Below are 20,307 nucleotides of genomic sequence, written 5' to 3'. Positions count from 1 at the left end.
AAGGGGGATCGCAATGGAAACAACCGTTTTAATGATTCGACATGCAGAATCACCATTACTCTTTGGAAAGGAACGGACAAGAGGCTTATCTAAAAAGGGTAAGGAAGATGCGAGTGCAATAACGACAGTGCTCCATTCATTTAACATAGATGTGATTGTTTCAAGTCCTTATACACGAGCTATTCAAACAATCCAAGGATTGGCTGATGATCACAAGCTGGAGATACGCATAATTGAAAGTTTAAGAGAAAAACAGTTAAAGGGAGCTTATCAACTTCCTGCCGAAGAAATAGATAAAGCGATAAAAAAATCATTTCAAGACCTCGATTACTGTTTGGAGGGTGGAGAATCGAGCAGGAATGTCCTAAATCGAGCCATGCCAGAAATCATTCATCTATTAGAGAAATATGCAGGTCAAACAATCGTCATCGGTACACATGGTAATATTATGGCAATCATCTTACATTATTTCGATACCCGTTATGGCTATGATTTTTGGAAAAATACATCTAAACCGGATATCTATCAGTGCATTTTTGAAGGCGTACAACTTAATACGGTTCAAAGATTAAATGAGGAAAATATGTTTTGCGAAATTTTCTTCAAAAATGTGTAACCTTTGCCAAGCTGGCACGACTACTGTACTAGTAGAATACAAAACACTAAAGCAAACTAGTAGGTTTCACTTTTCACAAAAAGACCAGGGCTCAAATTTTTTGAGGATACTTGGTCTTTTTGTGTGCTGGCAACAAAGCTGTTGTAATGCTAAAATAAGAGTAATATTTTAGAATTTTCTTGAAATTAATAGCAAGGCGATCAAAATCACGCATAGAAATGGAAAAAATGAAATCCCCCATTGTTTTTTTCAACTAGGCGTAAAAAGGAGTTCAGACATGCAGGCTCGTCCAATTTAAAAATCTCCCAAGAAAAAATAAAATCTTAATTTTGGGGGATAAAACGTGTTTAAAAACCGATCTTTTTCACTTTTATTAACAGGTCAATCTTTAGCGGATATTGGCGATATTCTCTATATTGTAAGCGTGATTAGTATAATTTATCGTTTAACCAACTCGGCGATTGCTACTTCCTTCGTACCGTTTATTATTACTACTTGTATGTTGATTTCCAGTCTGCTAACACCTCTTATTACGGCGAAAATCTCATTGAATCAATTGCTAACCATTTCTCAGGGCGTTAAAACCGCTGTCATTTTGGGCCTCGCCTTGTATGTACAATGGGTAGGTGACCAGCCGATGATTGTCCTTGTGTTTTTATTGATTGCGATGGTTGCGTTTTTGGATGGCTGTGCCAACCCTATTCGTCAATCCTTGCTGCCTCATTATGTGGAAGAAAGGGATTTATTACGAGCAAATAGCATTGCAGAAACGGTTATCCAATCCATTCAAGTGGGTTCTTGGTTTGTTGGCAGTTCCTTGCTTCTTCTCTTTACACCATCACGGCTTATATGGGGTGTTGTCGTCCTTTTTTTCATCGCAACCTTGCTTTTAAAGCTTCTACCAGATGTGGCACCTATGGAACGTCCACAAACAAAGAAATGGTCGTTAATTATGGAAGGGTGGCAATCCATCCATCAAACGCCTGTACTAAAAGTAGCTGCACGTATGGATTTACTGGAATCGATGGCAGGAGCAGTGTGGGTCGCAGCGATTTTACTTGTCTTTGTAGAAGAAGCATTGCAGGCTTCTTCTCAATGGTGGGGTTATCTCAACGGCATTTTTTTTATTGGCATGATCATAGGCAGTATGATTTGTTTAAAATGGACCAAATTTATTGAGCGTAAAAAGGCTATGTTCATAAGTGGAGGTGCGCTGCTATCCGCTATTTTTACATTATGCTTTGCGGTGAGTATCACACCATTTATGGCGTTACTCTGTTCTTTACTGATTGGCTTATGTGGGCAATTAAAAAACATTCCACAGCAAACCATCATTCAAACAAGTATCTCAAAGGAGAAATTACCAACGGTCTATACATCGTTGAATGTCATTGTGACAGGGGTATTCGGCCTTTCATCTTTCATGATGGGCATGTTGTCAGAATGGTATGGGATACGAGTTGTTTTTTTCCTTTCAGCTAGTTTGCTACTTCTCGTAAGTGTGATTGCCTATAAAAATAAAACATCTTTCACGTAAGAAAGAGTAGCCCTTACTTTCAGAGTAGGGGCTATTTTTTAGGAAAAGTTTATATCCTGTTAGTTGATAGTATGGTAAAATATACAAATATTTGTATATTTTAAAAGGAGAAGTAGTATGAATCGTAAAAAAATAAGTTTTATTATCTCAGCACTTATCATCGCAATTTTTATTGGTGTGGCATTAAAAAATGTTTTTTTTCAAGCAACTCTTACACCCGCTATGACTGTTTTGGAGGATGGCACAAAACAAATTAATTATGAAACTGCTTTAACTAAGCTAGATCAATCCTCCACAACGTTTGAAGCTTATAAGGGCAAAATAGTAGTAGTGAATTTTTGGGCGTCCTGGTGTGGACCTTGTCAACAGGAAGCACCTGAACTAGAGGCATTCTATCAACAAAAATCAAAGGATGTCGAGCTACTAGCCATTAATGCCACAGCCTATGATAGCTATAAGAAGGCGGCAGCATTTAAGGACACCTATGATTTATCGTTTCCTATCTTCCTAGACGAAGAGGGAGTACTACAGAAAACGTTTGAAGTGATGAATTATCCTAGTACCTTTATCTTTGATGAAGAAGGGAAATTACAGCACAGCGTGAAAGGTGAACTCACTCAACAACAATTAACACAGTTGATTGATGAGCTCTAAGAACAGAAAAATGAAACTTCTTCTAAAAAGTTGCGTAGAAGAAGTTAAAGAAAAAGGGAAGGGGGCTCTTTGAATGCCACGGAAACACATTCTTATTATCATCATTGCATGGATTGTAGAAATATCGTTGACGTATTGGGTTGCCACAATGTTCTCTGTGCGATTTATCGAAGTGATGTTTTTCACGGGCGTTGCCTTTACCTTAGGAACGTTTTACTTTTCGAGTAGCGGTGGAGCCATGTCAAGGTTTTATACATCCCAAGTGAGTGCACAAACAGGGATCATTCATGAGCGGGAACGGTTCAAGGTTAAACTTGGCCCCGTATTTATAGCGTCACTATTATTTTTCCTTATTGGATTGGTATTCTTTATTTTACTTGTAACAGGCATTATTCCACCACAAAAGGTGTGAAAGTTATTGGCTTTCACATGCAAAAAATCAAGATGGCTAGGTGCTCATTTTGATTTTTTTGCGTTGTATAGAATTTGTAGCGTGCTATATTATAAAGTAGGCTTCAATAATTGTATTTTTACAATGAGAAAGGAATGAAAGGATAACTATTATACTAGAATTACCTTTCATTATTAGTAATTTGTCATGCAAAATATGTATATCTATGGAGGTATACGATATGTTAAAGGAGTTATCAAACCGCAGTGCCCCAAAATCGAAACCAACAAAATACAGAGAAGAGTAGACAGCAAGCACCTGACGTTCAATCGAAAGCTATGCTAGAAATTCAAACGATGGAAAGTAGTATCAAAAGATACATAACAATGCATGGTGACCCCTTGAATGCAGCTGAATATCATTCTTTACTGCAAATGATTAAGAGCTTAGAGGAATTGAAAACAGCGATTAAAGGTGTTTCATTAGACTAGACACATGCTTTTAAATTGGATGATCTGACAATATGGTTTGTCAGATCATTCTAGGATTTATTCCACCGATAATAAGTAAAAGTGAAGTTTTGACCATTCATTTCAAATGATTCTCCGCTTCTATCCAATTGTTTAAAGCCGTTTTTTTCTAATACTTTTTGAGAGGCTCTATTGTTCGTCGTTGTTTGTGCCTCAATGATGAGCATGCCTTGCTGGCGCATAAGGTCTAAGACTAATTGTAAGGCTGTATGGGCAACCCCTTTTCCACTATATTCTTCTCCCACTCGATAACCGATATGACCTAATCGTTGATCCTTATCAATATCGATTACATTGATTCTGCCTATAATTTCTTCAAGCTCATTTTTTATTAGATAGAAAAAGGATAGCTGCTGTGCTTGTTCCTCTAATAGCATGTCGTTTTTTCTTATGAAATTTGGTAATTGGTAATAGTCATCCCCTCGACTTGGTACTGTTTTTTCAAAATACGCCCTATTTTTAACCTCAAAAGCAAATAAGTTTTCAAAATCATCCCTTGTTAATTTTTCTAATCGAATGTTCATGGTATCTCCAATCTAGTTTACTTTTTTATTTTATTATACCTGTAGTCTAGCGCTAATTTCACCTGTTTTTAATTGTTCAGGAGGTGTAGATGTGCGATTAGTACAATGGTTGCGTTCATAGAACAGATGTTATTCATCATTGGATCGTGACCTAGGAGGTGAAATAGGCAAAAGTGAATAGGTGTATTTTGTAAAAGAGTGTTGGATCAGGACAGACATGAATACTGGTTTGCTTCTTTCAGCCATCCACTAAAAAAGGGGGTGTTATCCATTAGCCTTTCTGATGTTTTATAAAAAAGGTTGGTACGGATGACACTATGACGGCATTCATTAAAACATCACCTTTTGCCAAGATCGCTTATGAAAAAGATGGTAGTTATTATTATCTTCTTTATTTTATTGTTAACAGGCTCGCGATTGTTATGGTTGCAATTATTTATACAGTCACATCAACCCTATGCTGAAAAGGGACAAATGGATTTACGAGATTTCGATTTCCAACATCGCACGCTTACATTAGATGGGGAATGGTTATTTTATCCGTCTGGCTGGTTGATGGACAAGGACAATCCTCCGACGTCCACGACATATATACAGGTTCCAGATGGCTGGGACGAAATTTTTCAAGAGGATGAATGGACACCATATGGTTATGGTTCTTATCATTTGAAACTATTGATAGACCCTGAAAGAGCTTTTACATTTAGTATGAGAGTACCAAGTATTCGTAGTGCTGCAGAAATATATGTGGATGGACATTTAATTGCGGCTGCAGGAGAACTAGGTGAAAATCGACAGCAAACGGTTGCCAAAAATGTACCGTTTACCGCTTCGTTTGAAACAAAAGGACGTATTTGAAATCGACATTATCGTGCAGGCTGCGAACTTTCAAGACCCACGGAATGGGGGGATTGTACGTTCCATTAAATTCGGACAAGAAGAGATGATTTTTCGGGAAACACAATTATCTATCACGATGCAGCTTCTAGTAGCAGTTGTGTTAATCTTACATGCTATCTATTCTGTTATTCTGTACTTACTTGGCAATAAGGATAGACGTTTACTATTCTTTTCTGTTCTAACCATTAGTATTATGTTTTTTACCTTTTAGGGAGTGATGATAAGCTTCTCTCTTTTTGGTTTCCAATCAATTATGAATGGGGCTTTAAATTCGTTCATCTTTCGATGGTTGGCATTGGATATTCACTGCTCCAATGTATTGATCCATGGTTACCCCGCCATATCCATCGTGCTAAACAGGGTTTTGCCCTTGTTTGTGCTTGTGCAGTCGTATTGGCGATTCTTTTACCAACACGTTATGCTGTCACAATGCTAGGTGTTTATATTGTCCTTTTAGCTGTGCCTATTGTTATTACACTGGTATTAATGCTAGGAAGGACAATAAAAGATATACGTCATAATGTGTTTCTACTTTTAGCCATCCTTGCTTTTGTCAACAGCATTCTTTGGGATGTCTTGCTGCTTATTACAGGGATTAAGGTGATATCGTATCCATTTGATTTGATTATTACCATTGCCTGTTTAGCCACATTGTGGTTTAAGGATTATGTGAAAGTACATGCCGATACAAAAGAATTTGCACATAAACTACAAAAGGCAAATCGACTCAAGGATGAATTTTTAGCTAGTACTTCTCATGAGTTGCGTAATCCACTTCATAGTATTATCAATATGTCAGAAGCCGTGTTAGAGCGTGAATCAGCCGTTCTTACTCATAAAAGTGTCAATGATTTAGAAACGGTGCTAGCTGTTGGCAAACGCATGTCCTTATTGTTAAATGATTTACTTGATGTAATGAGTCTAAACGAAAATACGAAAAAGCTTCATCTAGGTCCTGTTTCCATACACACAATTGTCGAGGCAGTGTTAGATATGCTTCGCTTTATGATTGAAGGGAAGCCGATTGACTTTGTTAACCAAATTCCAAGGGACTTTCACAAGGTATTAGCAGATGAAAATCGAGTGATTCAAATTGTCTTTAATTTAGTACATAATGCAGTAAAGTTTACCGATGAAGGAGCTATTACGCTATCAGGCTATACGACAGGAGAGGGTATGGCTAAAATTGTTATAGCAGATACTGGCATTGGTGTGGATGCGGAGACAATGCAGCGTATATTTGAGCCATATGAACAAGGTACCATTAGTAAGACCATAGTCGAAGGGGGATTTGGACTAGGGCTCAATATTAGCAAACGGCTTATTGAATTACATGGGGGAACACTAGAGGTACAATCTGTAGTAGGGCAAGGCTCAACTTTTGCCTTTACCTTACCTTTATCGGACGAAGCAGAGATTCAAGGTACCTATGAGAAAGAACAGAATCACAAAAAACAGGAAAGCGTAGTTGAACAGTCAGACGTGGAGAAAAAGCGTTTAACAGTATGTAACCGTCCCCGCATTTTAGTCGTAGATGACGAGCCCATAAATTTAAGAGTAATCGAAACGATATTAACGAATGAAAAATATGAAGTGGTGACTGTGACAAGTGGTTTGAAGGCTCTTAAATGCCTTTTGTCTGAGGAGTGGGATTTAGTGATATCAGACGTGATGATGCCGAAAATGTCTGGATATGAGTTAGTACGTAGCATTCGCAAGCAATTTACAATGACCGATTTACCTGTCTTATTGTTGACAGCGCGCAGTCAACCCCATGATATTGAAAATGGCTTTTTAGCAGGGGCCAATGATTACGTCGTCAAGCCTGTGGATGCCTTGGAGCTACGATCTCGTGTTGAGGCGTTAACAAAGGTGAAGCGCTCCATTCAAGAGCTACATCGTATGGAGGCTGCATGGCTTCAGGCACAAATCGAGCCGCATTTTCTCTTTAATACGTTAAATGCCATATTGACGTTAAGCGAATTAGATAGTGAGCGGACAAGTAAATTAGTAGAGGCATTGAGCGATTTTTTAAGAGAGTCCTATAATTTTCAAAATGGTCAAGCACTTGTTCCACTAGAAAATGAACTTAGATTGGTTCAAGCCTACCTCTATATTCAGCAGGAGCGTTTTGGAAAGCGTATTCAGGTTGTATGGCAACTAGAGGCCGAGACAAATGTACTTATTCCATCACTGACTATCCAGCCATTAATTGAAAATGCATTAAAGCATGGAATATTAAAGCGTTCTGAGGGGGGAACGATACATATTCGTATGATCAATGTTGATACCCATCTTGAAATTACCGTAGCGGATAATGGCGTCGGAATGGATGAAGAGCAATTGGCAAAACTACTGCAGCCTAAAGAACGTTCATCCAGCAGTATTGGTTTAATCAATACCCATAGAAGATTGCAACACCATTATGGTCAAGGCTTACGTATTACAAGCAAGCTTCACGAAGGAACGTCGGTTTCGTTTGTTGTAGTAGCAAAAACACCATTAGATGCATTGCCTCTCGATAAGTATTAAGAGGGGAATGCATCTTTTATTTATTTGCATGTTTGAAAAATATGAATTTAAAGCACAGCCTGAGGCGTCTTCGTTTTAAAATGTGTGAATAAGTAGCATCCCAAAATCACGATGATTCCCCCAATGCCTTGCAGCCAGCTTAGCTGTTCACCGATAAATAAAAAGGCGAGCAATGCTGTAAAAATAGGATTAAAGTTTAGAAAAATACCAGAGGTGGTGGCACCTAATTGTTGAACGCCAATATTCCAAAATACCATACAAACTACTGTAGAGATGACCCCTGTATAAAGAAGCGAAAGGATGAAAGAGGAGTCGATTTCGGAGAAGGTAAAATCCGTAATCGTGAATGGGACTAGGATGAGTACCCCAAACAAACCTGCATACAATGTCGCCATTAACGGAGAGGTTGTTTGCATAGCCCACTTACTACATACAGAATAAAGTCCCCATACGCAAACGGCTGCCACCATCCATAAATCTCCTGTATTCAATTGGAAGTGCCATAACAGCTGCCAATCTCCTTTTGAAAGGACAAGAACGACACCAATTAAAGAGAGTACCATCGCCAGAAGCTGTAAGCCATTTATTTTTTCTTTCAGGAAGGCGAAGGAAAAAAGGGCGATGGACATGGTATTCATTGTAGAAATAAGACCAGCATTCGTGGATGTTGTTCGTTCCAACGCTAAAAATTGAAATAGATTAAACAAGGCAACACCTGTAATGCCCATCAGGAATAATGGCACAAGAGCGGCCTTAGCAGGAATCAATTTCTTCTCTTTCCACCAAACTAACGGTAGAAGGACGATTACCGCAATTAACCATCTGGCCATCGTTAATGTCATTGGAGAAGCATGAGCCACTAGCGTCTTAGCCACAACAAAATTGCCTCCCCATAGTAAGCTTGTGACGAGCATTAAGCCCATATAAAATTTTGCCACAGTATAGGAACACTCCTTTTAATTTCATATATAATAAGAATCATAGCATTATTGGTGGTTTGTCAGTATAATATTTTGTATAGATGGATAAATTCGAAATAATTAAAAGTTATTTAACGATTATTGAAATAATATTTTGAAATCGTGCTAAAAACTTACTTATCTAAAAATAATCAAAAGAGGAGAAAGCGATGGAGGATATAAAAAATAAAGGATTAGATAATGTGGATCTGCTAATCTTAGCGATTTTGCAGCGAGAGGTTCAGATTAGCAATGCGGAATTAGCTAGACGGGTGAATTTGTCCCCACCAGCAACCCATACAAGGGTAAAACGCCTAGAAAATGAAGGCTATATTGATCAACAAGTGGCGATTTTAAATCAGGAAAAGCTAGGTTTTGATTTATTGTGCTATATTTTTATGAGCACAAATATTCATCAGGAAAAGGAAATAGAGGAGTTAGAAAACAGCTTGAAAACAATGACCGAAATTTTGGAATGTCATTGCTTAACGGGTGCCTATGATTATTTGTTAAAGGTCGTAATTCGAGACCGCAAAGGCTTAGATCAATTCATCCGAAAATTAAATAAGCTTGGCATTTCTAGAATTCAAACGAATTTATCCTTACGGGAAATTAAATATTCTACGGTATTACCTATCGAAGAAAGCAGCAAGCCTGAGTGAGTTAACTCAGGCTTGCTGTTTTTTAGTATTCATGAGGATCTTTTGTTATTTTAGAGTGGTGAAATTTACTCATGAAAGGTTAGCAGCCGCTCTAAATCAGTAGAACCCCGCTCACGAGAGATTAGCCCTGCTTCAAATAAAGCAATCACACGCACAAAAATCATGCAACCCATAAGTTGCTTATAGTTGACATGCAACCATTTAGTTGCCTATAATCAAGCTATGAATTGGGATAAAGACGCTGTTTTTAAAGCACTTGCGGACTCGACTCGGAGACTTATATTAGATGAACTAGCTGAGTGTGAAGAGATGACGTTGTATGAACTGACGGTGCGTCTTCTAATGAAACATGAGCTTTCAATTTCGAGACAGGGGATTGCTAAGCATCTCTCTGTATTGGAGGGTGCTGGACTCGTCCTATCACAGCGGAAGGGAAAATATCGAGTCATTTTCTTCAATAAGGAACCCCTTAAAGATTTACTGAAAGGATGGGTAGAGTAAAGCTTACATGTGAAGGATGCTTCTTAAACGACTCAAAAGGAGGAAAATCAATTGAATATTATTGTCAACAGTATCTTTGTACAAGATCAGGAAAAGGCACTAGCCTTTTATACGGAAAAGCTAGGGTTTGTAAAAAAGGTGGATGTCCCAGTAGGAAAACATAGATGGCTAACGCTTGTGTCACCTGATGATTTAGAGGGCACTGAGCTATTACTTGAGCCAGATGAGCATCCTGCAGCAAAGGACTATCAAAAAAAGATTTTCGCTGATGGCATTCCAGCAACAATGTTTGGCGTTAGTGATTTAGAAAAGGAGTATAGCCGCCTACTGGAGAAAGGCGTTGAATTTACAATTAAGCCGACAAAAGCGGGAGAAGTCACACTAGCAGTTTTTAATGATACATGTGGCAACCTTATTCAGATTATACAAAAATAGTGTATAAAAGCGTGTTTTGATAAAAAAATATCAAAACACGCTTTTCTCATTACTCAGCCATTGCCCAATCTTTGTCATCGTTCAAAATGTTTAAATTTTCTTTTGGCTGCGCATTTACGGTCTGTTCTTTGGCTTCTGCTTCCTCGCTGGGCGGAGCTTCTTCCGACGAACAAGCAGATAAGAGGAATAGTAGCGCTATACTTAATGACAGGAATTTCTGCATGAGGCAAACCTCCATCAATCAATCGTTGATATGAATATTTTGCACATTTTCTTACAGAATATGTTGTGTATAGCTGCCATAAAAAAATTTATTTAAGCGACTGTATTACTAATTATTTTGCTAAAGCCGTTACTATCTGCGCTATTAATCAGCTGCTGAATTGCCTTTACAGCTTGTTCAGAGAATAGATACCAGTTATCCTCTGTTGCATCATGTAGGAGAACTTTAGGATAGCCCTGTAATAGTTCCTCAGGGAAAGGTTGATTTAATGTATAGATATCATATTGTTTGACACTGTTCTGATCATGGCTCATAAAATCAAATTGGCCGAGCTTATAATAAGATCCAGGTGCTTCTAAATTGAAGTGCCAATAATATTCTTTTGGAGCCTCAACTTTGTCGCCTTTCTTTTCTTGGAAAATTTTGAAAAGCGCTTGGTGATAGGCATTGCCCTTGATGTCCTGAATGACACCGCCCATTGTCATATGGTATTCATAGCGTAGCACCTTGATTTTTTCATCTTCAATTAGCAATGGTTCAGTCGTAATATTCACGGTGCCTTGATTGTAATGCACTTGGCTGCCAAATGTTTCAGCAATAAAGCGGATTGGTACATAGGTGCGATTGTTTTTCATGTATGGTTGTACATCCAATTGCTCTTTTTCACCATTTTTAATGACTGTTCGGTTATTAAGATTCAATTTAATGGTTGTTTGATCCATTGCAAGGGTGATTTGGGAATCCTGCCAATGAACTTGTGCACCAAGATTTTCACTGATCACTCGTAATGGCACCATTGTTCGATTGTTTTTTTGCTCAGGTGCTGTATCAGATTTTACCACAACATCGTCGATTTTGATTTGTGTTGTTGCAGCATCCGCGGGCGTTGCCATCCACAGCATCGTTGTTAGACATAGTCCTGTAAAAATTTTCTTCATGGTAATAAACCTCCTTTACTCAAAACACTTACCACCTTCGAAATTTTACCATAATATTCTTTAGTATATAATAAAAATTTTACTATTTTTTCTCTAAAATCAATAAACGTTTTAATTATCAGATGCATAATGACACAAAATCACCATCGCTAATAGCTACTTTTTGACAGCGTATAATCTGAATTTGTTCTCGAATACTAACGCTGAAAGGAGGTTTTTAAATGAAGTTTTTGACATGGGGCATTGTTGGTGCAGCATTGTTTGCTGTGATGAAAGGTTACGGGAAATCAAATCAAGGACAGAAAGATAGCTTTCAACAAACAACAACGCCTGTACAATTAGTCGCCAATGCAAACCCGCTGACAGCCAATACACCAAAACAGTAAAACAAAAGCTTATAGATTATAGGGATCTATAAGCTTACTATTTTTTACATAAATATACTATCATCTGTATAATAGATTGTGAAAATAAATGCTCGATTTAACAAAGCTATTATGACGATGATTTAGAAGAAATTTTGCGATTATTTTAGCCAGTTAAAGTAGCGGCTTGGCAACAGTCTTATGTCCATAAGGATTGATTTTCAAGGACAGGGATTGCATTAGCCATCTTAGATTTACTAGAAGCAGATACAATGCTCGTCTTACAACGAGACCATTTTTTGAACGGAAAGGATACCAAATCATGCAAACACAAACAGTTGAGGACAGGGCATATCGTTAATGAACGTGATGAAAAGGACGGATGAAAAGCATGAATTATGTCAAGGTTGTTCTTTTGAAACAAGAACAACAGACCCAGTTTCAAACTCGGTCTGTTGCTTCGTTTAGGCATCGATGAATGGTTAAAATCGCTTGTAAATGCATACCTTCATGAAAGATTGTACGTAACAGTACCTGTTCGATGGTTTGCATGCCCATATCAATAGGAGGGAATTCCTCAGCCAATCGATGACCATATCGCTCCTTTAATCGTTCAGGCTGCTGAGCCAAATACATTTTTAACTCCTCAAAGGTTGGCGTTTCGTCGTCAAAGTGCTTAGGCGATGTACCAAAGCCAAACCATTTCTGGAGAGCTTCTAATTCTGTATCCTTTTCTTTTGTTAAAGCCTCTATCCATAAATATTGATCGAGATAAACATGACCCATATTCCAGCGAATATTATTATGAAATCCAGCAGGGATGATGTTCGCTTTTTCTTCTGACACATGCTCGAGTAAGTGAAGCAACTCGCCACGATAATTGGCTAGCTGCTGAAATAAATTTTCTTGACGTTGATTCAAATGTAACCCTCCTTTTTAATATTATTGGCTATAATACTCCATTTTCCTGCAAAAAAAGAAGAACACTTTTTGTGTTCTCCTCCAATTTATCTACTTTGTGTCTGTAATGCTAAACGGACACCGAGACCAATATAAACGAAGCCAACTGTCTTTTCGAGCCAGCGTGAACTGCCGCTTGTTTTTGTAAAGATTTTTTCGCCAATGAAGCTTGTAATAACTGCGAGTAGGATTGTATATAAAGCACTCATCACGACAAATGTAATACCTAGTGTGAGCAATTGGCTTGTGACAGATTGCTCGTTATGCTGAACAAATTGCGGTAAGAAGGCAAGGAAAAACAGAGCCGTCTTTGGATTAAGAATTTCTGCTAAGAAGCCTTGGCGGAACGAAGTACTAGCAGGACTTTGTTCAACGGTTGGTTGCTCGATTTTCTTTGGTTTTGTGAGGAGCATCTGAATGCCTAAGTAAACAAGGTATGCCACCCCAATATATTTCACCACTTCAAAGGCTGTGGCTGATTTCATTAAAATAGCAGAAAGACCTAAAACAGCCGCTAATGTATGAACCAAGTCACCGAGACCAATGCCTAAAGCTGTATAAATACCATTCTTTTTCCCACTTTTTAGCGTTTGGGTAATGGTAATAATAACGGCAGGACCTGGGATTAAAAATAATAAAAGAACTATTGCGATAAAAGATAACATGCGAAACCATCCTATTCTAATAAACTAATCATTCTAGGGTGAATGCATGAAATATTATATTCTAGCTATTGTACAGCTGTCGATAAAGAAATATTGAAAAAATAATGAAAAATAATTCAGAAAACTAATGAACAATGCTAATATGATTTTATTACCTAGTTCTAATATTTAGTGTTAGTATAAGACTATAAAAATGCTTTGGAGGAATTTCATATGTTAACAAGTCAACAAATACAAGCTATTTTGCCACACCGTTATCCATTTCTGTTGGTAGACCGTATTGTGGAGTTAGAAGAGGGCAAGCGCGCGGTAGGGATGAAAAATGTGACGATGAATGAAGCGTTCTTTAAAGGTCATTTTCCACAGTATCCTGTCATGCCAGGTGTGCTAATTGTTGAAGCATTAGCACAGGTTAGTGCAGTGATTATGCTGACAAAGGTAGGGAATGAGGGACGATTAGGCTTATTGGCAGGAATTGATCATTGTCGCTTTAAAAAGCAAGTTAAGCCTGGTGATCAGCTATATCTAGAGGTAGAGATCACGCGTGTGAAGGGTACAGTTGGGAAAGGCAGAGGGATTGCAATGGTAGATGGAGAAATTGTTTGTGAAACGGATCTTGTTTTCGCTTTTGGATCTTAGAATTCGGAGGTGCTCAGTTGAGTTACACATGTATGCTTTATAGCGCCATTTGTATTATGCAAATAACGCTATTAGTGAATATTACGATTGCTAAAGGCGCTTGGAATGGGCTGACAATGTAGCTCTGTACGGTAGTGTTTGTTTTCGCAACAGCTATTTTTGGATTAAGTAGAGGATGGCGAAGAGACACTCAAAAATAAACGACTTTGCTTCAATTCGTACTATACAGCTCTCTTTCCTTCATATAGTAAATGGAGTGAAAGTTTTAATGATGAGAGGGTGAGGAGGTTTGGGGGTCGCTTTTATAGCACATAAAGAAGAGCAGCTACAGCCAGAGCAAGTATTGGCGCATGATTTCTGTGATCAATTTGTGCAAAAGATGCATAAAAATATATTGCATAAAAAGCTTGATAAGGATGTGTATCAATCCTATTTTGTTATCCTTCAGCAACAATTTACAAGACAAGAGCTACAATTTATCGTCCATCTGTTAAAGGTACAGGCAAATGAGATACTACGCATGAAGCCCATGTTTATTACTATGAGTGGGGCCATTCTATTCGTGTTTACATTCATTGCAACAGCCATAAACAGCAAGGTCATGATGGACGTGTCACTTGTCCAAATTGTAGCATTAGCCGTCTTAAGTTTTCATATCGCCATTATATGGATTTCATTTAAAATTGAAATTGAACATAAGCGAGTGCAAGCAGTAATCGCAGTATTAGATTATTACGTAACAATTGTTTCTGAGGGGAGTGACCTTCATGCAAAAGACTGCAGATCGATTTCATGATTGGCTTATAAAAGTATCGGAAATATTTCATGTGAAGATGGAACCAGCTACCTGCTTCGAAAAAAAGAAATAAACGATCATTTATATGATTCAGCTATTGTCAATTTCGAACGATTTCTTCAAATTGAGTATGAAGCTTTCCCCTTATGTAGTGACTACATACGACCAAGTACAATGGGTCGCGTACCATTAATAGAGGATATTTGGACAAGCATGAAAAAAATCAAGAACACCTAGCTGAAGAGACGTTGCCCTTCCATGTAGGATCAATCAACAACATAGGACTTTGGCATGGTTGAACGCGGAGTTTATGGAACATCTGGCACATCCTATCAACCATCAAATTTTAATAAATGAATGCGAAACGTAGGCATTTTTTTATGAAATCCTCAAATAATAAAGTACGAAAAAATTATTTGGGGACGTGAAAATGTGAAAAAGTTTTTATTGCTTTTACTACCACTTAGTCTAATCACGGTGTCGCTTTTTTATGTAAAAGTGAGTTCTTCTGAAAATAAAGGAAGAAAGTATTATGAGGAAGCGGGTCAAATTCTTTGGGAAATTCAGACGGATGAAAAAATCATTGCCTTAACATTTGATGATGGGCCGCATCGCAAATATACAGCGGAAATCCTTGATGTCCTGGAAAAATATAATGCAAAAGCAACTTTTTTTATTGTCGGTCAAAATGCAGAAAAAAATCCTGAGCTGATTACAAGAATGTATGAAGAAGGGCATGAATTGGCCAATCATACCTTTTCACACCCTTTAAGAACCAATGTCGCCAATTTAATGAAAGAAATACAGCAAACTGATGAAGTGATTGCAGGGATTACAGGCTATCAGCCAACATTATTTAGACCAGTTGAAGGACAATATACCGATGCGATGATTGATGCAATTTCAAAAAAAGGCTATAAGGTTGTTATGTGGTCTTGGCATTTAGATACGCTTGATTGGAAAAGTCCTGGTGTCCCTCGGATCGTGAATACGGTTTTAAAAGGTGTGAAGGCAGGTAATATTGTGCTATTTCATGATGGCGGGGGAAACCGAGCACAAACGGTTAAGGCAATGGAACAAATCATACCAGAGCTTGAAAAACAGGGCTACCAGTTTGTGACAGTTTCTGAATTATTGGAAATCCAAAGGACAAATAAGAGAATTGAAAAAAAACAGTAGTGTTGAAGCGATACATCTTCAACACTTCTCTTTATGTAAGGGAAGGATTATTTTAACATTTTTTTAATTTGCTTAAGTTCAGCAATTAAATAATCAATTTGCTTTTGCATGTTATCGACTTTGACTGTTTGTTCACCATTTGACGGAGATGAATTATTGTTGGCATTTTGGAGGGCTTCTAAAGCTAAGCCTGCTGCGATGGTTTGTAAACCATCCCCTAATGTTGATATGGCTGTACCAATATAGGCTAACTTTGCCGCATAAATTTCGAGCGAATCATTATTTTGGTTCGGTTTATTCGTTCTCCCCATTATTTTGCCTCTTTACATTTGTTATTACTTGCATCATATGCGACAACAAGTGAAAAGGCGATTCCGAGTGGTTGAATGATTCACTAAAAATGGTAAAATTAGCACAATCAACGGATTGGGGGACTAGCATTGACACAACATGTAGAGCTGATTGAAATGAATGGTGAGCTGCTAGAGGGGAAAGGCAGCTATTGTTTACGAAGCAAGAAGAAAACAGAGGGCTATCAGAACAAAAACAAATGGCTTAATCAACAATTTGAAAAGGGCTTACATTACATACAAGTACTTGAAAATCAAAAACAAGTGGGTTTTATAGAATATACGGACGCGGAATACTCTTCAAGAGTTGTACATGCAGATGGCTACGTGGTAATTCACTGTTTATGGGTAAGTGCAGTGGGCAAGGGCTATGGCACACGATTATTGAAGAGATGCTTAAAGGATGCCGAGGAACGTGGGAAAAAGGGAGTGGTGGTCATAACGAATGACCAAACTTCCTGGACGCCAAGCAAGGATTTATTTTTACAACACCATTTTCAACATATTGCAACAGCACTCGATAATTTTGAACTATGGGTGTTTCCATTTCATGAAAGCGTTGAACGGCCATACTTTCCTGATAATTGGCAGGAACGATTAACGAGATTTCCTCATTTAACGATTTTACGTTCCTTTCAATGTCCATATGTAGACGTCGCCACGGAAAATATTCAATTAGCTGCCGAAAAATTAGGATTGCAGCCAGTGCTGGTGGATCTTCAAACGAGAGAAGAGCTGATGGAGAAATCACCGACGCCATATGGTATTTTTTCAGTGGTTTATAAAGGACAATTGATTTCCTTTCATCGATTAACCGTGCATTCCGTTTATAAAAAACTGCAAAAACTCATGAATAATTCCTGATTGGATGCAACTTTTTTGGACACTGGCACGTTATATTCTTATAGCACTTCTATGATTCTTTGAGTTTTTTGTTGACTGCTACTAGGAAATGAGTAAAATTAAAAGGCAGTACCATAATATGCCTAAACTTAGTAGTATGATGGGTGAATAGGTGCTGGAATGCTAGTTAAAATGAAGCATGATAGGACAAGGTCTGTCATGAAATTTTGACAGTCTTTTTCTTTTCGTCTTCTGGATAACCTGTTAAGATGGTAGTAGTGTGACAACAAGTTAGTGTAAATGAGAGTGGTGACAATCAAGATGGATGAACAGAAAAAAGAAAGTACAGAACAGCAGCAGGAGCCGACTCCAGCTGAAATAAAGCCGGCAGGACAATTTATACAACTGAAACCGTTTAAATTTATCATGCTAATGTTCTTTACAATTCTTATTACGGCAGGTTTAACAATATTTGCGTTAACCTTTGGTGATAAGAAAGTAGTAGAAGTGAAAGTTCCGATTGAACGAGAGGAATTTACAAAATTATATGAAGCATTTGATTTACTGAAAAATAACTATTACCAAGATATTGATGATGAAAAAGTGGTCGATGGTGCAATTAATGGTATGTTTGATGCATTAGACGATCCTTATTCCGATTTCATGGTAAAGGAAGAAGCGGATCAATTTAATTCTGGCTTATCTTCAAGCTTCCAAGGAATTGGTGCAGAAATCCAAGAACGTAATGGTTATATTACAGTTGTGTCACCTATCAAAAATTCTCCTGCTGAAAAGGCAGGCTTATTACCAAAAGATATTATCTTAACAGTTGATGGGAAAAGCATTCAGGGCTTAAGTGCAACAGAGGCAGTTGCACTCATTCGTGGCGAAAAAGGAACACCCGTAAAACTCACGGTAAAACGAGGCGAAAATACGGAACCCATTCAAATGACCATCGTTCGTGATGATATCCCAGTTGAAACCGTTTATGGTGAAATGCTGGATGGCAATATTGCCCATATTCAAGTTACATCATTTAGTGAACAAACGGCCCAAGAGCTTGAAAAAATCCTTGCTGAGTATGAAGGTAAAGGAATGAAGGGCATTGTATTGGATTTACGTCAAAATCCTGGTGGCTACCTAAAGGCTGCAGTTGATATTTCTAATTTCTTTGTACCAGAAGGAAAAGCGATTGTTCAGGTACAAGAAAAAGATGCGGAACCTCAAATAACAAATGCCATTGCAGGTAAAAAATATAACCTACCGATCACGGTACTAGTTGATAGTGGCAGTGCTTCAGCCTCTGAGATATTAGCAGGAGCATTAAAAGAGTCCGTTGGTGCTAAAGTTGTTGGTGAAACATCATTCGGTAAAGGGACTGTCCAAAATGTTACACCATTAAAAGATGGCTCTAATTTAAAATTTACGACAGGTAAATGGTTAACACCGAATGGCAACTGGATTAATGAAAAAGGAATTGAGCCTGATGTCAAAGTTGCGTATCCATCCTATGCCTCTCTACCTTACTTGAATGCCTCTTTAGAAATGAAGACAGGCTTACAATCTGACTCTGTGAAAGCAGCAGAGGAAATGCTTCAGGTGCTAGGGTATGAGCCTGGTGAAGTAGATGGAATCTTCGATGACAATACCGCGCAGGCAGTAGAAAAACTACAAGCCGCGAACAACCTTGAAGAAACTGGTATTTTAACAGGCAATACAACGTATGCATTAATGGATGCGTTACGTGCAAAAATGAAAGCCGATGATCCTCAGTTATTAAAAGCGAAAGAGCTTCTTGTAGGAACAGCCGAAAAAACAGAGGAAACAACAAACTAACAATGTAGCTGTCGCAGCAGTCGTCTTTCACGGCATCTGCGACAGCTTTTTTTATGGGAGGAACGAGAATGAAAGATGTGTACCTATTTAGTGGCTTTTTAGGGAGTGGCAAGACATCCATGCTGACAGATGTCATTCGCCAGCTAAAAGAAAAGAAATTAAAGCCTGCTGTTATTATGAATGAGCTAGGGAAGCTACCATTTGACTCACAGGCAGTGGAAAAGGATATTCCGCTCAAGGAGATGCTAGAGGGCTGTATTTGCTGTTCAGGTGCTGAAAAAACAGAGGCCCAAATTCAATCTCTTCTATTAGATAGTGATTTTGATGTGCTCATTATCGAAACAACAGGTGCAGCACATCCTGTAGAAGCTTTAGATGCCGTTTTTTCACCGCTTTTTGCAGATCAGCTCAATGTGAAAGGCATTATCACGGTGGCAGATTCCAAGCTCTGGCTACACCGTGATACATTAACACCACAAGTGCGCTCTTTATTTATGGAGCAAATTCGCCATGCCCACCTCTTATTAGCAAATAAAACAGACTTATTAACAGAGGCAGAGCAAGGCCAGGTCGTCTATGAACTGCAGGGCTTGAATCCCCATGCCTTTATATTGCAAACAACAAATGGGCGCGTACCACTCAGCTTATTAGAGGGACTGAAGGCAACGACACAGGTCGATAAAGCAGATATAGTTAAAGCACCAATAGCCTCCATGCAGCTAGGCTCTCGCTTAGTGGAATTCTCAGATCGGGAATTTACACAGGAGCAGTTTGAAGATTGGGTGCGTGCATTACCTGAAACGATTTATCGTATGAAAGGCTATGTACCGATTGAGGGCATCAAAAACCCAATGCTGTTCCAATATGCTTATGGAATGGTTCAGTGGCTCCCAGAATATCTAAAAATGCCAGCAAAACTTGTTATTATTGGAGAGAATGTTGGTTCCTTACCTGTTATTGGGGTTAATTGAAGAATAAAGCAACCATTGCGTTTCTGCACTTGAACAGCCTGTGAAGTTTTACACAGGTTGTTTTATTTTTATGTAAACGAAATGTAACGCTCTTGTAACATAATTGTAATATTAGGTTGACAAGAGGCTACGACACTAGCCGTCTCTAGGGTGATTTAAAGATGGAAGTGAAAAAAGAGGCTAAAAAACACATGTATAAAACATGCATTTTTTATTCATGTTAGTTGTTTATTTTCTAAAATATTTACTAGTTTAGGAGGGGTGTCAACCCTCTTTCAAACGTAAGTATTTCATAGATTGG

General features: G+C 38.2%; 25 protein-coding genes. 18 read left to right on the top strand and 7 right to left on the bottom strand.

Going from position 1 to position 20,307, the window contains the following annotated elements; genetic code table 11:
• Nucleotides 1-13 precede the first annotated feature (13 nt).
• The 5 genes from V1L66_RS12135 (at nucleotide 14) to V1L66_RS12115 (ending at nucleotide 3,689) form a co-directional block, all read left to right on the top strand.
• Nucleotides 14-616: a histidine phosphatase family protein gene (locus V1L66_RS12135; RefSeq protein WP_333004142.1), complete on the top strand. Its 603-nt coding sequence runs from the start codon at nucleotides 14-16 to the stop codon at nucleotides 614-616.
• A gap of 343 nt (nucleotides 617-959) precedes the next feature.
• A complete protein-coding gene (locus V1L66_RS12130) occupies nucleotides 960-2,153 on the top strand; it encodes an MFS transporter (RefSeq protein ID WP_333004140.1) in 1,194 nt (397 codons plus the stop codon).
• Nucleotides 2,154-2,270: 117 nt separating this feature from the next.
• Nucleotides 2,271-2,807 carry a TlpA disulfide reductase family protein gene (locus tag V1L66_RS12125; RefSeq protein WP_333004138.1) on the top strand — a complete coding sequence of 179 codons (537 nt, stop codon included), beginning with the start codon at nucleotides 2,271-2,273 and terminating at the stop codon, nucleotides 2,805-2,807.
• 73 nt (nucleotides 2,808-2,880) lie between these two features.
• The gene (locus V1L66_RS12120) at nucleotides 2,881-3,219 is read left to right on the top strand and encodes a hypothetical protein (RefSeq protein WP_333004136.1); all 339 of its coding nucleotides are present in this window, start codon (nucleotides 2,881-2,883) and stop codon (nucleotides 3,217-3,219) included.
• Between the two features lie 245 nt (nucleotides 3,220-3,464).
• On the top strand, nucleotides 3,465-3,689 hold the full coding sequence (locus tag V1L66_RS12115; RefSeq protein ID WP_333004134.1) for a hypothetical protein: 225 nt from the start codon (nucleotides 3,465-3,467) through the stop codon (nucleotides 3,687-3,689).
• A 50-nt stretch (nucleotides 3,690-3,739) separates the two neighbouring features.
• Here V1L66_RS12115 and V1L66_RS12110 read toward each other — a convergent pair whose 3' ends face one another.
• The gene (locus V1L66_RS12110) at nucleotides 3,740-4,252 is read right to left on the bottom strand and encodes a GNAT family N-acetyltransferase (protein WP_333004133.1); all 513 of its coding nucleotides are present in this window, start codon (nucleotides 4,250-4,252) and stop codon (nucleotides 3,740-3,742) included.
• Nucleotides 4,253-4,612: 360 nt separating this feature from the next.
• Between V1L66_RS12110 and V1L66_RS12105 the strand changes: the two genes are divergently transcribed.
• The 3 genes from V1L66_RS12105 to V1L66_RS12095 all read left to right on the top strand — a co-directional run bounded on the left by V1L66_RS12105 (nucleotide 4,613) and on the right by V1L66_RS12095 (nucleotide 7,684).
• Nucleotides 4,613-5,110 carry a hypothetical protein gene (locus tag V1L66_RS12105; RefSeq protein ID WP_333004131.1) on the top strand — a complete coding sequence of 166 codons (498 nt, stop codon included), beginning with the start codon at nucleotides 4,613-4,615 and terminating at the stop codon, nucleotides 5,108-5,110.
• Nucleotides 5,067-5,363: a hypothetical protein gene (locus V1L66_RS12100; protein WP_333004130.1), complete on the top strand. Its 297-nt coding sequence runs from the start codon at nucleotides 5,067-5,069 to the stop codon at nucleotides 5,361-5,363. Before V1L66_RS12105 ends, V1L66_RS12100 begins: the two co-directional genes overlap by 44 nt.
• A 74-nt stretch (nucleotides 5,364-5,437) precedes the next feature.
• On the top strand, nucleotides 5,438-7,684 hold the full coding sequence (locus V1L66_RS12095) for an ATP-binding protein (protein ID WP_333004129.1): 2,247 nt from the start codon (nucleotides 5,438-5,440) through the stop codon (nucleotides 7,682-7,684).
• 47 nt (nucleotides 7,685-7,731) lie between these two features.
• Here the strand turns inward: V1L66_RS12095 and V1L66_RS12090 are convergent, their stop codons facing one another.
• Complete coding sequence (locus V1L66_RS12090; RefSeq protein ID WP_312125516.1) at nucleotides 7,732-8,607, bottom strand: DMT family transporter; 876 nt, start codon at nucleotides 8,605-8,607, stop codon at nucleotides 7,732-7,734.
• Between the two features lie 206 nt (nucleotides 8,608-8,813).
• Here V1L66_RS12090 and V1L66_RS12085 point away from each other — a divergent pair, with 206 nt between their 5' ends.
• The 3 genes from V1L66_RS12085 (at nucleotide 8,814) to V1L66_RS12075 (ending at nucleotide 10,241) form a co-directional block, all read left to right on the top strand.
• On the top strand, nucleotides 8,814-9,305 hold the full coding sequence (locus V1L66_RS12085; RefSeq protein WP_016994056.1) for an Lrp/AsnC family transcriptional regulator: 492 nt from the start codon (nucleotides 8,814-8,816) through the stop codon (nucleotides 9,303-9,305).
• A gap of 222 nt (nucleotides 9,306-9,527) precedes the next feature.
• Nucleotides 9,528-9,806, top strand: coding sequence for a helix-turn-helix transcriptional regulator (locus tag V1L66_RS12080; protein WP_036079349.1), 279 nt, complete (start codon nucleotides 9,528-9,530; stop codon nucleotides 9,804-9,806).
• Nucleotides 9,807-9,857: 51 nt separating this feature from the next.
• Nucleotides 9,858-10,241 carry a VOC family protein gene (locus V1L66_RS12075; RefSeq protein WP_333004128.1) on the top strand — a complete coding sequence of 128 codons (384 nt, stop codon included), beginning with the start codon at nucleotides 9,858-9,860 and terminating at the stop codon, nucleotides 10,239-10,241.
• Between the two features lie 49 nt (nucleotides 10,242-10,290).
• Here V1L66_RS12075 and V1L66_RS12070 read toward each other — a convergent pair whose 3' ends face one another.
• Together V1L66_RS12070 and V1L66_RS12065 are read right to left on the bottom strand one after the other, a co-directional pair.
• Nucleotides 10,291-10,464, bottom strand: a complete 174-nt coding sequence (locus V1L66_RS12070) for a hypothetical protein (protein WP_016994055.1) — start codon at nucleotides 10,462-10,464, stop codon at nucleotides 10,291-10,293.
• A 92-nt stretch (nucleotides 10,465-10,556) separates the two neighbouring features.
• Nucleotides 10,557-11,402: a copper amine oxidase N-terminal domain-containing protein gene (locus V1L66_RS12065; RefSeq protein WP_036078954.1), complete on the bottom strand. Its 846-nt coding sequence runs from the start codon at nucleotides 11,400-11,402 to the stop codon at nucleotides 10,557-10,559.
• Nucleotides 11,403-11,623: 221 nt separating this feature from the next.
• Between V1L66_RS12065 and V1L66_RS12060 the strand changes: the two genes are divergently transcribed.
• Complete coding sequence (locus V1L66_RS12060; RefSeq protein ID WP_004230164.1) at nucleotides 11,624-11,788, top strand: hypothetical protein; 165 nt, start codon at nucleotides 11,624-11,626, stop codon at nucleotides 11,786-11,788.
• Nucleotides 11,789-12,208: 420 nt separating this feature from the next.
• Here the strand turns inward: V1L66_RS12060 and V1L66_RS12055 are convergent, their stop codons facing one another.
• On the bottom strand, nucleotides 12,209-12,688 hold the full coding sequence (locus tag V1L66_RS12055) for a DinB family protein (protein WP_016994050.1): 480 nt from the start codon (nucleotides 12,686-12,688) through the stop codon (nucleotides 12,209-12,211).
• An 86-nt stretch (nucleotides 12,689-12,774) separates the two neighbouring features.
• Entirely contained in the window at nucleotides 12,775-13,392 is a 618-nt protein-coding gene (locus V1L66_RS12050) for a LysE family translocator (RefSeq protein ID WP_004230157.1), read from the bottom strand.
• 213 nt (nucleotides 13,393-13,605) lie between these two features.
• Between V1L66_RS12050 and fabZ the strand changes: the two genes are divergently transcribed.
• The 3 genes from fabZ (at nucleotide 13,606) to V1L66_RS12035 (ending at nucleotide 16,006) form a co-directional block, all read left to right on the top strand.
• A complete protein-coding gene (fabZ, locus tag V1L66_RS12045) occupies nucleotides 13,606-14,031 on the top strand; it encodes a 3-hydroxyacyl-ACP dehydratase FabZ (protein WP_333004126.1) in 426 nt (141 codons plus the stop codon).
• Between the two features lie 289 nt (nucleotides 14,032-14,320).
• Nucleotides 14,321-14,827: a hydroxymyristoyl-ACP dehydratase gene (locus tag V1L66_RS12040; RefSeq protein ID WP_333004124.1), complete on the top strand. Its 507-nt coding sequence runs from the start codon at nucleotides 14,321-14,323 to the stop codon at nucleotides 14,825-14,827.
• Nucleotides 14,828-15,259: 432 nt separating this feature from the next.
• The gene (locus V1L66_RS12035) at nucleotides 15,260-16,006 is read left to right on the top strand and encodes a polysaccharide deacetylase family protein (protein WP_258860141.1); all 747 of its coding nucleotides are present in this window, start codon (nucleotides 15,260-15,262) and stop codon (nucleotides 16,004-16,006) included.
• Nucleotides 16,007-16,053: 47 nt separating this feature from the next.
• Here the strand turns inward: V1L66_RS12035 and V1L66_RS12030 are convergent, their stop codons facing one another.
• On the bottom strand, nucleotides 16,054-16,317 hold the full coding sequence (locus V1L66_RS12030) for a hypothetical protein (protein ID WP_016994046.1): 264 nt from the start codon (nucleotides 16,315-16,317) through the stop codon (nucleotides 16,054-16,056).
• A 129-nt stretch (nucleotides 16,318-16,446) separates the two neighbouring features.
• Between V1L66_RS12030 and V1L66_RS12025 the strand changes: the two genes are divergently transcribed.
• From V1L66_RS12025 to V1L66_RS12015, 3 genes are all read left to right on the top strand, one after another.
• A complete protein-coding gene (locus V1L66_RS12025; protein ID WP_258860139.1) occupies nucleotides 16,447-17,220 on the top strand; it encodes a GNAT family N-acetyltransferase in 774 nt (257 codons plus the stop codon).
• 300 nt (nucleotides 17,221-17,520) lie between these two features.
• Nucleotides 17,521-19,035: a S41 family peptidase gene (locus V1L66_RS12020; protein ID WP_333004120.1), complete on the top strand. Its 1,515-nt coding sequence runs from the start codon at nucleotides 17,521-17,523 to the stop codon at nucleotides 19,033-19,035.
• Between the two features lie 68 nt (nucleotides 19,036-19,103).
• Nucleotides 19,104-20,006, top strand: a complete 903-nt coding sequence (locus V1L66_RS12015; RefSeq protein WP_333004119.1) for a CobW family GTP-binding protein — start codon at nucleotides 19,104-19,106, stop codon at nucleotides 20,004-20,006.
• Nucleotides 20,007-20,307: the final 301 nt, after the last annotated feature.

Origin of the sequence: Lysinibacillus sp. IITD104, assembly GCF_036698265.2 — a bacterium.
In the GTDB taxonomy this organism is placed as follows: domain Bacteria; phylum Bacillota; class Bacilli; order Bacillales_A; family Planococcaceae; genus Lysinibacillus; species Lysinibacillus boronitolerans.
The sequence above is the reverse complement of the archived record's forward strand: the minus strand, read 5'-3'. Positions and strand labels throughout refer to the sequence as shown.

Bases quoted from the DNA above. Each gene is read 5' to 3' on its own strand.
- V1L66_RS12135 (WP_333004142.1), top strand. From the start codon at position 14: ATGGAAACAACCGTTTTAATGATTCGACATGCAGAATCACCATTACTC.
- V1L66_RS12125 (WP_333004138.1), top strand. From the start codon at position 2,271: ATGAATCGTAAAAAAATAAGTTTTATTATCTCAGCACTTATCATCGCA.
- V1L66_RS12120 (WP_333004136.1), top strand. From the start codon at position 2,881: ATGCCACGGAAACACATTCTTATTATCATCATTGCATGGATTGTAGAA.
- V1L66_RS12110 (WP_333004133.1), bottom strand. From the start codon at position 4,252: ATGAACATTCGATTAGAAAAATTAACAAGGGATGATTTTGAAAACTTA.
- V1L66_RS12105 (WP_333004131.1), top strand. From the start codon at position 4,613: ATGAAAAAGATGGTAGTTATTATTATCTTCTTTATTTTATTGTTAACA.
- V1L66_RS12100 (WP_333004130.1), top strand. From the start codon at position 5,067: ATGTACCGTTTACCGCTTCGTTTGAAACAAAAGGACGTATTTGAAATC.
- V1L66_RS12095 (WP_333004129.1), top strand. From the start codon at position 5,438: ATGGTTGGCATTGGATATTCACTGCTCCAATGTATTGATCCATGGTTA.
- V1L66_RS12090 (WP_312125516.1), bottom strand. From the start codon at position 8,607: ATGGGCTTAATGCTCGTCACAAGCTTACTATGGGGAGGCAATTTTGTT.
- V1L66_RS12085 (WP_016994056.1), top strand. From the start codon at position 8,814: ATGGAGGATATAAAAAATAAAGGATTAGATAATGTGGATCTGCTAATC.
- V1L66_RS12080 (WP_036079349.1), top strand. From the start codon at position 9,528: ATGAATTGGGATAAAGACGCTGTTTTTAAAGCACTTGCGGACTCGACT.
- V1L66_RS12070 (WP_016994055.1), bottom strand. From the start codon at position 10,464: ATGCAGAAATTCCTGTCATTAAGTATAGCGCTACTATTCCTCTTATCT.
- V1L66_RS12065 (WP_036078954.1), bottom strand. From the start codon at position 11,402: ATGAAGAAAATTTTTACAGGACTATGTCTAACAACGATGCTGTGGATG.
- V1L66_RS12060 (WP_004230164.1), top strand. From the start codon at position 11,624: ATGAAGTTTTTGACATGGGGCATTGTTGGTGCAGCATTGTTTGCTGTG.
- V1L66_RS12050 (WP_004230157.1), bottom strand. From the start codon at position 13,392: ATGTTATCTTTTATCGCAATAGTTCTTTTATTATTTTTAATCCCAGGT.
- fabZ (WP_333004126.1), top strand. From the start codon at position 13,606: ATGTTAACAAGTCAACAAATACAAGCTATTTTGCCACACCGTTATCCA.
- V1L66_RS12030 (WP_016994046.1), bottom strand. From the start codon at position 16,317: ATGGGGAGAACGAATAAACCGAACCAAAATAATGATTCGCTCGAAATT.
- V1L66_RS12020 (WP_333004120.1), top strand. From the start codon at position 17,521: ATGGATGAACAGAAAAAAGAAAGTACAGAACAGCAGCAGGAGCCGACT.
- V1L66_RS12015 (WP_333004119.1), top strand. From the start codon at position 19,104: ATGAAAGATGTGTACCTATTTAGTGGCTTTTTAGGGAGTGGCAAGACA.